Below are 12,327 nucleotides of genomic sequence, written 5' to 3'. Positions count from 1 at the left end.
AACCATACGGATTACAGAAAAAAGATCGAATTACTTGTGTGAAACGAGGATGTGGTTGTGGCGATATGAGTAGTAAACATCCGAAAGATTGTTTATCAAAACCCAATATGAATCGAAGACTCAAAAAGCATGCTCGTCGAGATATAAAAAAAGCATGTTTAGTGGCCGAATGATGAGAACCATTGTGGTTAGCGATATTCATGGTTACTATGACGAATTTCGAAATTTGCTGAGTAGCGTACAGTATAATCCATTGTCAGACCAGTTGTATCTATTGGGTGATTACATGGATCGTGGAGCAAAGGGCAGAGAGGTGTTGCAGTATGTCCATATACTCTCAAAACATGCAAACACAAAGGTCATTGGCGGAAATCATGATGACATGTTTCTGGCTTGGCTTGATAATAAAGATTACGAATTAAGTCCATATACGAATGAGAAGAATGGAGGCACAGAAACCATTTTGTCGTTCTGTCCTTTTTTTCAACCTGGTGTCAATGATGGTGAGGCGAGGAAGTGGATACTCCTTCATTATACAGAAGAAATTAACTTCCTACGAGATCTTCCAGACTTCATCGAAGACGAACTGCACATTTTTGTACATGCAGGAATTGATCCATCGTTTACAGATTGGAAGGAAACCGGAAAGAAGGATTTTCGATGGATTCGTAATAAGTTCTATGATGTACCAAATCCACATAGAAAAACGATAGTATTTGGACATACATCATGTTCGGTTCTTAGAGAAAACGAAGAAAACTTTGATGTATGGTTTTCTGAAAGAAAAATTGGAATTGATGGTGGAGCAAAATTCGGAGGTCAACTAAATGCATTGGTAATCGATGATGGAAAGTACAGCACTGTTTCTGTTAAAGTAGACTAATGAGCTGTGTTGTTATTTACTCTACAACTGCGGGAGACGGATCATGATTCAAAATGAGGTAGTTTATAGAGCAAAGTTTCAAAAAGAAAAACGCGAACTTGTCATAATCGAGATTATCACTGAAAACAGTAGTCGTTCAACGTTGAGAAAGTTCTTGATTACATTGAGAGAAATCGAAGGAGAAAAGTTAGTAGGGAACGGTGTTTCATATACAAACGGTCGAAGCATATTAGATGTAAAAGGATTTAAGAGATCCGATAAGGAGTGGGTGGAAAGTTCCTTACGCATGGTCATTTCGGAAATACATGAATGATTAGCTTTTTTGTATATAACTGATCTTTTTTGTAACGTATGCAAATGTAGCCGCTATTGCGGCTTTTTCTTTTTGTGTTTATAGAACTAAGCCGAGAAAGCCCACTCCTTTAGGCGTGTGTTTGTAATATCCAGGTTTGATCATAAACCGCCGGATGTCTTTTAAGGAAAAGAATAGGTATAATGAATGCAGGACTCATTTCAATGGGAGGATTTATTTATGGGTGTTCTAAGTAGAAATCACTTTGTTATCATTGTTTTGATGGGGATATTAATTTTCAGCGGATCTTATTTATCTTATTTTAATAATGAGGTACTTGGAATAGACGAATCTCTTTTAAAAAGTATGTATCATTTTATGCTAATTATCATCTCGGTAGTTCCTCTGATCTACTATCAAGTGAAAAGGAAAGAAGTAGATAAAAAATTAGCAGAAATGCATACAGAAGCAAAGGCAAATGATTTTCCTTCTGTATTGATTAATAGCATTGAACAGATAATCGAACGATCAGAAAACAGAAAACGTTCAGTGATAAGATTTGTTACATTTGTCATTGCGTTTAATTGCATCAACTTTGCAACATACATGGTTATCTATCTTCTATAATAGAAGCGTGTCAATCATTGACACGTTTTTTTTGTGTCGAACGAGGTTCGACGCATAAGACATGTCTTTTTTCTTGTTTCGATTATATCATCAAACCTATATAAGAAGAGAGGATGTAATCGAATGTATGAACTACAAAATTGGATGAGTACAAAACAAAAAGAACAAATAGATGATATGAAGGAAAAGAATAAGGAATTCAAAAAGAATGTTGTGAAACAAATGTCAGAAAAGGTAACAACAACCTCAAATTCAGAAACAACAGACCCAAATGAAAACGAAATGAAATATAAAACTTTATATCGTAAGCTAAAAAAGGAATTTGATAGTTTGGAGAAAATGTTCAAGGTAAGCCATAAAGAAAATGTTCAACTACGGAAAATGAATCAAGAAAAAGATAAGACGATTGCAAATTTAAAAGAGGAGTTGTACCAGGCAAGAAAACATGTAGAAGATATTCAGCGAAAACATGAAGAAAGTCAAAAAGGGTGTTTGGAGATTCTACAAAAGGTAGTTGAAGAAAATAATTGCTTGTCCATTCAACACAATGAAGACCTGTATATCGCGGATTCTCTTCAAATGTTAAATCGTAATTTGCGTAAGCGATTAAAAAATTTAATTAACACGAATCGCATTCACTCAATCCGTATCGTCGAACAGAAAGATAAGCTTGAGCTTGTAAAAAAACGATTAGAGAAGGCAGAGATGCAGCTTTCGAAGGTAAAAGAAAGGTTGCAAGTTTTTGAAAACATGGATACGACTTTCCTCATTCAATATCTTCATCAACAAGTAAACATGTCAAACATTAATGACTATCATGGTATCCATGCGATTATTAATAAAGTGAAATTACTTGAAGAGAAATTAGAAGTTTTGTCTGAAGCAGACCTTGAGCAATCGGGAAACCAAGTGAATCACCAGCTTGGATACGTCACAGAAAAAGAAGGTCGTTTGAGATTTATTAATCTTAATGGCGATCACTTTCCGATTCTCTTGTCTGATGATGAAAAATATAACGTGGGTACAGTTGTAACAGCGAGCATAGATAATGATTTGCGTGTTGCATACATCGAAAAATGTTTTCGATCAAGAAGAAAAGAAAATCAGAAGGTAAGGAGTAATACAGTACGTTTACAGCAAAATCTTCAAGAAAAAGATATAGAAATGAGTTATCCATGCCTGGGAGATTTTTCGGTACTGATAGTTACGGCAAACGAAGGCAAGAAATATGTAAATCGGTTGAGAAAACATGGTCTAACTTCAACATGGATTGATCCATTCGAAAAACATCCGAAACATATAAAAGATATGATGAAAGGTTACGATATCGTCATTGCATGTCGAGATAGTATTCCACATATGGTTCTTAATATTATAGACGATCAAAATGACCCAAAGTATCAATTAATGAATAATCACAATGAGGAGCTTGTAGTAGATCGAGTACGGTTTGCTGCTGTTCAATTGGGAGTATATTACGGACACGACATAGCAAGTTAAAGGTCGTATATGATTAAATCCAGATTCGTCCTCGGGGGTTAGTAATGGAGTATAAAGGTCAAGAAAAAGTAAAAGTTTTAACAGGGGAATTTAAAGGTTTGTGCGGATATGTGAGACATGTATCACCGCTTGGATGGTTAACGATTGTTGTAAATGGGAGTCATCCCAAAGTGACATTGCAAGAAAAGGATGTAGAATTTATTCATCCGAACTATTTCTTGGTCGGCATTGAAAGCTATATGAATTCACTAAACGTGAATGGAGATCAAGAAAAAGTAAAACAAATTAGTTCTTGTGAGAAATTGAACGTTTTGGATGATAAGTTCTCGTTAGGAATAAAAAATTAAAAATAAGAGAAAAGAGGCTGTAGTGTAGATAGCCTCTTTTCTCTTTTATTCTGGAAACACTACCCAAGGAATTACGTCCATTGTATCTTTGAAGCAAGGGCAATTTAAGAATTTGGTTCCGTTCTGATACCCCCCATTATCACCATTCGTGCAAGGATGTTTTCCCAAATAGATGTTCTCCGACGGTATACCAAGCTTTTTCAAAGGCTCTGCATGCTTTCTTGCATCTCCCCAAAGGAAATACTTGATAGTTGGGTTTTCTTGTGCGATATACGCCATTAGAAGCTTGAAGAATGGTTTCCAGAGTGCAAGATGGCTCCCTGCCTGTTTGATTCCTCCCACCTCGCAGGTAAACGCTGTATTTAGGAACAATACACCCTTGGATTCCCAATAAGCGAACGCTTGATTTGGGGGAAGGATCGGGAATGTACCGCTCTCGATGTCAGCTCGAACAATAGCGATAGGAGAACCTACATCGTACCCCATATAAGATTTGTGCATTGACTTTACGATGTTTTTGAGAGAACTATTAACATCAGTATCAAACCAGGATGTCACGCCGTTTACCTCAAAGCTACGTCCTGTAGCTACGCCTTGTTGTGGGTATGGATCCTTGCCATAAATAGTTGCCTTTACACTTTTTAAATCGACTGTTGCAAAACGAAGAACAACATCCGCAGCGGGTGTATAGACGGCTCCTGAAAGGACATTCTCTACCTTAGAGAGTGCATCCTGCGTATTTGAATTCGCAAAGAAGGCATCGAATGAAGGGTGAACAGATATGTTTTTCAGGAAGATGAATGAGTAATGCGACATGATTTAATGTCTCCTTTCTTAATTTAAATTCGTTACCCATTATTATAGATCTAACAAACCATGTAGATAAATAGATTCAGGTAAACACGAAGCAATTGAGAGGAGTTTCTCATGAAAGGGGAAACTCTTTTGTTTTTTGCAGAAGAATTAAAATCGAAATTTTGCCGATTGATAATCAATGATGAAATCGAATAAGATACAAAGTCATCGGAAGAATTTAGGCGAATCTTTATTCACTTTTGAGGAGGAGATTTTGATGCAACAAACAGGTTATGCTGTATATAGTGAGCAAGATGGAGTATTTCTTGGACACATAATGGGAATGTCATTATGGAGTTACATTGATACTGCTGGTCAAGATGCCGCAATCGCATTTTCTACGAAAGAATTGGCGCAAGAGGTTATGGAGCGTGACGGATTTAGTATGGATCTACTTGAGCTTATCCCCGTAGAGATCACTGGAAAACGTGGGAGCGCGCTATATGCATCCATTGAAGCCTGCATAAAAGCAGGCATTCCTGCTTGGAGTTCTGATGAAGATTCATTAAAAGGTGTTTTGATTAATCCAACCAAACAAGTAACAGATAAAGTATCTCAAGCATCTCTGGAAGCAATCACATTAGGTGAAGGAACGCTTGTATGGGGGAGTCTTCTGGATTATATGGTAGAAGTTGAAGTCATTGGAGAACGTAGAGTAGAAGGGTTAGAAGTATATCTATTGCGTAAAGATGGCAAACACTATTTAGTAGAAAAGGATTCGGTAAAAATCGGTTAGTAATTGGCGAGAATGCGGGAGGAATAAAATCAAATGAAGGCATATCGATTAATGCTTGAATTGCCGTGTGCCGATGATGTCTGGACATTTATCGAATCAAGTGGTGGAGAGCGACATAGTAAGTTTCATCCTCCTTCTTCCTCTGTTATATATGGAACATACTTCATGACAGAAAAACTTCTCAAAAAAGCAATGAAGAAATTTCCGAAAGCAATTAGAAAAGTAGAGGAAGATCCTTATACATTTCGACCAATTGATCTATCTAAAGTGGTTGTTGGAACTGTCTTGGAATTCGATCATATCAGCTACGGTTTAATTCGAGGGAAGATTTTGATGAAATCTCCTCATCATGATGTATCTGGAAACTCCTTTTACTTTGTAGAATACCTAAAACTGGGCAAAGTAATAGGTTATGATTCGATCTCTGAAAGTGTTATCAATATCTTATCGGAATGTCGAATCGTAGAGTCTATTAATACGCATTGATAAATCCTGATTCTAATCGAACAACGGCTGACCATTAAAGGTCGTCTTTTTGTTTCTACGTGCTTTATTGCATATCATATGGTGTTAGATTGTTGAACCGAAGAGGAATTGACCAAATACTTTAGCTAAAATAGGAGGATAGGTTTATGCTTCCAGAACAAAAGCAAATGGGCGAATTATTTCGAAAAAAATTGCAGCTTGCATTTCCAAATCATGAAGTTAATTTGCTACGTGAAGTAGTCATTCGTGGCGTGATTCAGTTTTTTTGGATAGTTGAAATAGGTGGAGATCGGTATAGATATTGGATGAGTACGAGTTCAGATGGCATTTACGAAAACGTAAATGGACTTCCGAATGGAAGGAGAAAAGACATTGAATCAATAATAGTTGCTGAATAGGTACATTCACTATCCAATCACCAAAGATTGAAAGGATGATATTCATAGAAAACTATACATTATATTCTGCAAGGAAAGTGGCAGTGGAAAGACTGGAGAAAGAAAGACTGGAGAAAGAAAGCACTCGCGATTCAATTTGTGTAAAATCTTGAGGATTGGAATGGCTCATATCAATGAACATTTGAATTCAAGGTTACAAAAAGCTGAGTACGATTATTCGTTACTCAGCTTTTCTTAATTATCCAGCCTTATTCGGTTTTGATGTCTTAGCCAAATCCTGAACAAATTCGTTTACTGCCTGTGGGAATAAAGAAGCTACTACTTCTTCTTCAAATCCTTCTTTCTCAAAAAGTGAGATCAATTCACTTGAAGGGTTTTTCAGCATATCCTTGAAGTGATCAACCGCTGTCTCCCTTAGTTGTTCTCGAAGCAGTTCTTTCAAAAGAACTGGTTCTTCCTGGTCGAAGAAGGTTTCTTTTGAGAAAGATTCAAGGATGTGTAGAATCTCAGTGGTATCATCGCCAAGAGAATGAGTGTGTAACAAGATAATCCCAAATTTAAAATGATTCACATAGAAACAAAATTTGAGTCCATCGGTTACGATAAAATAGCGGGCAGCTTTTAAGAACTTTTTACGAGTAGCGATATATTGTAGAAAGGAATCTTGACTGTCTGTATACTTCACAAATAATTGGGGAATCTGATTATTCCTGATAACGAAGTCGAGGGAATCAGAACTCTTTCCACCAGAAATCACAAAATCCTCAAAGACTTCTTCATGATTCGTCATATCATAACCCAAAGCTTCAATCCAAGGTCGGATAAAAGCATTTTTTCGATTCGAATGAGTTAGTTTTGTTCGCGTAGAAACTTTCGTTGACATCTGTTCGAAAATTGCATTCAATTTTTCTAATAGTTCCATCTCTTTTTCAAAACGACGGAAGTTTCCATTGGTGACAATTTTCCCATCTGAACTTCGAATAATAAAAGCAGGAGATTGATATTTACCACGTAACAATGCGTTAATCGTGATGCTTGCGGTCGAATAGTCAAAGTTGTCTCCATTTACTAATACAAGCCCAGCTCTACTACAAAGCCCTCGAATGAACGAAATTTGTTTTTTCGTAGCTCGTGCTTTGCCAGTAAACGGATTCGGAACTAATTCGAATGTTTCCGACTTTAAGGATTCGCTTTCTCTTCTCTTTGAAGATGAAAATTTGACACAACGGTCTATCCAATCTTTTTCTCTTTCATAGTTGCTACTTGTTTGAAATTTCATCCCTGGAAACATGCTGATACCTTTGTATCGTTTCTTGTAGTTAATCCAATCTTTATCACCTACAACGGTTAACCGAAAATAAAAAAGAGGCATTTTTAGATCGAAGAATTGAGAGATATCTCTACGGAATTCTGCTTCTGTAAATGTAAATATTGTTGTGTAGTTGTATTTATGAACAAGAAAGGAACAAGACTGACCATTTTTCTGCAAAAACAATCTTGTAAGTTGATCGCGATTAATCCCATTGAATTCTTCAATTGTCGGATTTGGATAATTCTGCTTGAGATAGTAACTCAAGTAATTTCCTAACAGGGTATGAATTCTTATCCTTGAGTCATCGTTTAACCAGGAGAATAAAACTTTTGCCATATAAATCACCATCCGCATTTTATAAACTATAGGGTATTGTATATCATATATTGCCTATAGTCAACAAAACAACAACAAATTGGTGTCTCCTCTTTTTATTATGAAATCACTATTTGTTCTCTGTAAGATTAAAATATCGATTCAATCGTACTTCTAATTCAGCTCTAACAAATTCCCACTGTAATACAATATCATCTTGATAACCTCGGCAAAGAAATTGAACCTTTATTTGTTTTTCCATGAGATGAGGATCGAGGATCTTTATTCCGCGTTTACGTATCAATTTATTCAATGAAGAGATGTCTTTTGTTACACGTATCATGACATCTTCGATTAAGAAGAGGTAGGGTCTGATAATCTTAATAGGAGATTTGATTAGGATAGATTTGTCTTTTTCTAATTTAGTTAAGAGTAGATCGAGAAAGATGGATTCTCTAATAATATCTAAATCCTCACTCGTAATCATATTAATACGTCCTCCGTTTTTGGATAAATATATTACTATTAAACCTAAAAATGAGATAAGTTTCATGGTAAAATAGTTATACTGATAAACGTTATTAATAATTTTGAAATCAAATGAAGAACTCAAGGGGGTTCAAGTTATGATAACCAAGGAAAATGTAGAGTCTTACTTTCATATGTGGGATGAAAAATTTAGGAGGCTAACAAGAAATTTTGAAAATGACATACCCTCATTTTCTTCTCATATTGAGGCTCAAACATGGTTCGAAGACATTTTTGAAGATAAGTTCATGCTTTCTGATAGTCTTTACGTAGAAAATGAAACTCTCTATAAGTATACCTTAGTAATTGATAAGATCGCGTGGGAAAAAGGTCAAGAAGAATTAATCAAAAAAGGATATACTTCTGGGGATTTTTTAATGTCTTCACATACAATTGAAATATTTGAATCAGGAAGGGTACATATTGTCTATTAAAATGAAGCACTAATTAAAATGAAGAAGAAGTTTTTTTCTTCTTTTTTTTATGTCTTTATTGACTTTACATTATTATTCAGTCAATTTTCATGTACTATAATAGGAATAAGACAATGAAAAAGGTGGTTCTATTGAATTAAATACAGAGGATATTATTTAAAAGCATAATGTAAAATAAACTTTACAAAAAAGTGCAAACTGTGTATGATTGTGTCAAGATAATGAAACTGGGGAGTGTACGAAATATGACAGTCGATAACAAGGAGATTATTGATCGGGATCAACAAGATGATATATATGAGATGTATAAACCTGATATGGTTGAGTTTGGCAAATGGGTACATGAAAAACGAATGGAAAAAGGTTGGTCACTCGAATTACTTGCCAGAAAGTCGAAGGTGGAAAAGAGTTACATCCATCGCTTAGAACGAGGAGATCGGGCCAATCCAGGTTTCATTGTTGTTTATCGACTTGCTAAAGTGTTTGGAAGAAGTCTTGATGATATTATTCGAGAGGATTAATCACTTTGTCACTTGATTGTGATTACATAATAACAGGCAATCATATTTATCATACTTAAATTGGTTGTAAAACTTCCCAAAGCGTATTGGGAAGTTTTTTTATGTCTCTGATTTGTTCGTGTACTATAAACAATAAAATGATATAATTGACTATAGACAATAAACGAATTTTTCCATAGATCTTATTACTATGCGTTGAAGGTCATACAATACTTTAGATTGACAAAAGACAGGTTTTTTTAATATCAAAATATAATAATGAGGTGAGTTATTAAATGGAATTTGGAACATTTGTTTTAAGCGAAAAAGCAAGTATCTATTCGGACAGCATTCGTTCAAGCGTAGGTAATTCTTCTGTTGAAATTCATTTGCTTCGATTGGCAAAGTTTATTTATCAAAGACCTGATACAAATGAAATGATATTGGAAGTGGAGGGTTTCTTAATCCAGGATAAACCAGAGAATGTTTATATATTTAATAAGGATAGCGTTGAATATTTCAAACAAAAGATTAAATCTATGATGGAACAACGGATAGTAAAGGTCGATGAAGAAATAAAAGGCAAACGAAATATGTTAGGCATCGTTCAAACCAGAGATTCTGAACTCCAAGATAAGATAGATCTTCTTGCGGAGCGTCAAGAGAAAGAACCCACCGTTGGACGCGAGAAACAAATTCAAGGTTTATTAAAAAACCAGCGAAAAATACAACGACGAATGAATGCGCTGAAAACATCCATTCAAGAACATCAAATTCGTATTGAAAACATTCGAAACGAAATAGAGTTGTCACTGAGTATGGTTGAAAACAATATTAAGATGCCCAAGTAACAATGGGTGTGCAAACAGAGTGCCCTGCTTTTATATCAAAAGAAGAAGGATGTAATCAGGATGGATGAATTGTTTGTCATTGGAGATATTCATGGTGAATTAGATAAGCTTCATACTCTCTTAACAAAATGGAAACAAGATTCGCAAAAGTTGGTTTTCTTAGGGGACTATGTGGATCGAGGAAAACAATCATGCGGAGTAATCCAGTTGGTTCGGAAACTCCATAAACAATATGGTGCAGAGGTTATTGGAGGTAATCATGAAAGTCTATTTCTTCAATGGTTAGATGACCCAGAGGATTTCTGGTTCTTAAAATGGGTTGAAGATGAGTCCAGCGTGAATGAGGAAGAAGAAGCGGGAATGAGTGAAAGCATAGCATACTATTCTCTTGGAGGAAATCGAACGATTGATTCTTTCTATGGAAAAGCGTGTGCTTATCGCTACTTACCAAGTCGTCACGCAGAATATATTAAAGCTAATTTTGATGAGGAGATTGCCTTTTTAAGAGGTCTTCCCCATTTCTTCGAGTGGAAGGAATACGTTTGTGTTCATGCAGGTGTGAACCTGGCATATGTGGATTGGAAAAAAACATCGGATGTTGAATATCGATGGATTAGAAAGCCCTTTCATTACATGAAAAATGATACTAACAAGATATTTATCTTCGGGCATGAACAAACCAAACATTTACACAAGAATGGTACAAACGAGATTTGGATATCACCATGTCGTACAAAAATTGGGATCGATGGTGGGGCAGTATTCGGAGGATTGTTGCATGGTGTCGTAGTCGGAGGAGAACAAATGATTGTTTATTCGACTGATCAAAAAGGAAATTTGTATCATCAGGTAGTTCTACTTTGAATAGGGAAGGGGTAAGTTATTGTGCCAACACAAAGTCACAGAAGAATTGTTGAGTTACTGGTTGAACATGGATTTGAAGCGTTATATGTAGGTGGATGTGTTCGTGGAGAATTTACTGGAGAAGAAGTAAATGATTATGATATTGCTACAAACGCTAATCCTGATCAGGTTGCCCACATCTTTCGCACATGGTTTGTTGAAGAAGTGGGGAAAAATTTCGGAGTGATGATAGTCAATGGGATTGAGGTAGCGACATTTCGTTCAGAATCTTATTTGATTCCAGGAAAACCAGATGTACTATTAGTTGGGAATTTTGAGGAAGACTCTGCTCGACGAGACTTCACGATTAATGCCTTGGCGAAAAAATTGGACGGAACAATCATTGATCATCATGGCGGGTTACAGGACATTGAAAGAAAAGTAATTCGAGCGGTTAATAACCCCCTTGAACGATTTATAGAAGATCCAAGTCGCATTTTAAGGGGTATGTATCTGGCGGCAAAACTTTCATTTTCCATTGAAGAAGAAACTTTTCGTACAATGAAAAAGAATATAAATTTGTTGAAAGAAACGTCTGTGGAGTTGGTTGGGAAAATCCTCATGAAAGTAATGAAACACAATTGCCTGCATCCATTTATGTTATTCCTTAAAGAGACGGGAGCTTTAAAATATGTGTTTCCTGAACTTTGCCATACAATAGGAATGCCACAGAATCCAAAGTATCATGATTCAAATGTATTTGATCATATCATGCGGGTTCTGAAATCGGTAGAAGAAAAATATCCTGGCGATACGATTTTACAATTATCTGCCGTGTTTCATGATGTTGCCAAAGGTTTGCCAGATGTTCGAGGTATCAATAAGGAAGGACAACCGAATGACTTAGAACATGAAGAAGCAGGTGTTCCGATTACAGAACAAGCTTTGCTACGTTTACAGTTTGGTAAATCCGTCGCGAAACAAGTCTGCTTCATTGTCAAGTTCCATGGGACAAGATTGGATGAGAATCCAAGACGAGGCTCTGTAACGAGACATCTTAGAAGCATGGGGAATTTTTTTCGTGACAAGCCTTCATTAGTCGTTGGAATAACAAAACTCTTTCAGTTTATGGATTGTGATTCTGATGGGTTTGAACCAACATTTGGAGCAGAAATGAAGCGAATTACTAACTCGGTTGAAGGTCATTTTCGGCAAGTTTTGCTGGATACGATTTTCTATCGGAATGAACTGCCCATTAATGGAAGAGACTTAATGAACTGGGGAATATATGGAGAGAAGATTGGAGAGGTATTGGATTACCTGGTAAAAGAGAATGTTCAAGAAGTTGAAATCATCAAAAAACGTTTAGCGAAACGAAGACTAATTGTAGATGCAGGTTAACACAGGAAGAAAAAGGACT

The 12,327-nt window shown here is 35.9% G+C and carries 16 protein-coding genes; 13 read left to right on the top strand and 3 right to left on the bottom strand.

The features are described from left to right. Positions 1-154: 154 nt before the first annotated feature. From ACFVS2_RS20210 to ACFVS2_RS20190, 5 genes are all read left to right on the top strand, one after another. Positions 155-883: a metallophosphoesterase gene (locus ACFVS2_RS20210; protein ID WP_390236967.1), complete on the top strand. Its 729-nt coding sequence runs from the start codon at positions 155-157 to the stop codon at positions 881-883. A 43-nt stretch (positions 884-926) separates the two neighbouring features. Next, positions 927-1,196, top strand: a complete 270-nt coding sequence (locus ACFVS2_RS20205) for a hypothetical protein (protein WP_390236965.1) — start codon at positions 927-929, stop codon at positions 1,194-1,196. A 219-nt stretch (positions 1,197-1,415) separates the two neighbouring features. Then, complete coding sequence (locus ACFVS2_RS20200; RefSeq protein WP_390236963.1) at positions 1,416-1,802, top strand: hypothetical protein; 387 nt, start codon at positions 1,416-1,418, stop codon at positions 1,800-1,802. Between the two features lie 123 nt (positions 1,803-1,925). Beyond that, on the top strand, positions 1,926-3,302 hold the full coding sequence (locus ACFVS2_RS20195) for a hypothetical protein (RefSeq protein ID WP_390236962.1): 1,377 nt from the start codon (positions 1,926-1,928) through the stop codon (positions 3,300-3,302). A gap of 44 nt (positions 3,303-3,346) precedes the next feature. Further along, complete coding sequence (locus ACFVS2_RS20190; RefSeq protein WP_390236960.1) at positions 3,347-3,649, top strand: hypothetical protein; 303 nt, start codon at positions 3,347-3,349, stop codon at positions 3,647-3,649. Positions 3,650-3,694: 45 nt separating this feature from the next. On the opposite strand, the gene ACFVS2_RS20185 is transcribed toward ACFVS2_RS20190, so the two are convergent. Beyond that, positions 3,695-4,465 (bottom strand): uracil-DNA glycosylase family protein, encoded by a 771-nt coding sequence (locus ACFVS2_RS20185; RefSeq protein WP_390236958.1) that lies wholly within the window; start codon positions 4,463-4,465, stop codon positions 3,695-3,697. A gap of 256 nt (positions 4,466-4,721) precedes the next feature. Between ACFVS2_RS20185 and ACFVS2_RS20180 the strand changes: the two genes are divergently transcribed. The 3 genes from ACFVS2_RS20180 (at position 4,722) to ACFVS2_RS20170 (ending at position 6,124) form a co-directional block, all read left to right on the top strand. After that, the gene (locus ACFVS2_RS20180) at positions 4,722-5,240 is read left to right on the top strand and encodes a hypothetical protein (RefSeq protein WP_390236956.1); all 519 of its coding nucleotides are present in this window, start codon (positions 4,722-4,724) and stop codon (positions 5,238-5,240) included. A gap of 33 nt (positions 5,241-5,273) precedes the next feature. Continuing rightward, entirely contained in the window at positions 5,274-5,726 is a 453-nt protein-coding gene (locus tag ACFVS2_RS20175) for a hypothetical protein (RefSeq protein WP_390236955.1), read from the top strand. Positions 5,727-5,872: 146 nt separating this feature from the next. Continuing rightward, a complete protein-coding gene (locus ACFVS2_RS20170) occupies positions 5,873-6,124 on the top strand; it encodes a hypothetical protein (RefSeq protein ID WP_390236953.1) in 252 nt (83 codons plus the stop codon). 238 nt (positions 6,125-6,362) lie between these two features. Here the strand turns inward: ACFVS2_RS20170 and ACFVS2_RS20165 are convergent, their stop codons facing one another. Together ACFVS2_RS20165 and ACFVS2_RS20160 are read right to left on the bottom strand one after the other, a co-directional pair. Beyond that, entirely contained in the window at positions 6,363-7,772 is a 1,410-nt protein-coding gene (locus ACFVS2_RS20165) for a hypothetical protein (RefSeq protein WP_390236952.1), read from the bottom strand. A 109-nt stretch (positions 7,773-7,881) separates the two neighbouring features. Beyond that, the gene (locus ACFVS2_RS20160) at positions 7,882-8,238 is read right to left on the bottom strand and encodes a YhjD family protein (protein ID WP_390236950.1); all 357 of its coding nucleotides are present in this window, start codon (positions 8,236-8,238) and stop codon (positions 7,882-7,884) included. Between the two features lie 139 nt (positions 8,239-8,377). Between ACFVS2_RS20160 and ACFVS2_RS20155 the strand changes: the two genes are divergently transcribed. From ACFVS2_RS20155 to ACFVS2_RS20135, 5 genes are all read left to right on the top strand, one after another. After that, complete coding sequence (locus ACFVS2_RS20155; RefSeq protein WP_390236948.1) at positions 8,378-8,713, top strand: hypothetical protein; 336 nt, start codon at positions 8,378-8,380, stop codon at positions 8,711-8,713. A gap of 245 nt (positions 8,714-8,958) precedes the next feature. Further along, positions 8,959-9,234, top strand: a complete 276-nt coding sequence (locus tag ACFVS2_RS20150; protein WP_390236946.1) for a helix-turn-helix domain-containing protein — start codon at positions 8,959-8,961, stop codon at positions 9,232-9,234. Between the two features lie 275 nt (positions 9,235-9,509). Next, complete coding sequence (locus tag ACFVS2_RS20145; protein ID WP_390236944.1) at positions 9,510-10,064, top strand: hypothetical protein; 555 nt, start codon at positions 9,510-9,512, stop codon at positions 10,062-10,064. 60 nt (positions 10,065-10,124) lie between these two features. Then, positions 10,125-10,928, top strand: coding sequence for a metallophosphoesterase (locus ACFVS2_RS20140; protein WP_390236942.1), 804 nt, complete (start codon positions 10,125-10,127; stop codon positions 10,926-10,928). 21 nt (positions 10,929-10,949) lie between these two features. Next, positions 10,950-12,308: a CCA tRNA nucleotidyltransferase gene (locus ACFVS2_RS20135; RefSeq protein WP_390236940.1), complete on the top strand. Its 1,359-nt coding sequence runs from the start codon at positions 10,950-10,952 to the stop codon at positions 12,306-12,308. The last annotated feature ends 19 nt before the right edge of the window (positions 12,309-12,327 follow it).

It is taken from the genome of Brevibacillus sp. NPDC058079, assembly GCF_042885155.1.
Lineage (GTDB): Bacteria > Bacillota > Bacilli > Brevibacillales > Brevibacillaceae > Brevibacillus.
The sequence above is the reverse complement of the archived record's forward strand: the minus strand, read 5'-3'. Positions and strand labels throughout refer to the sequence as shown.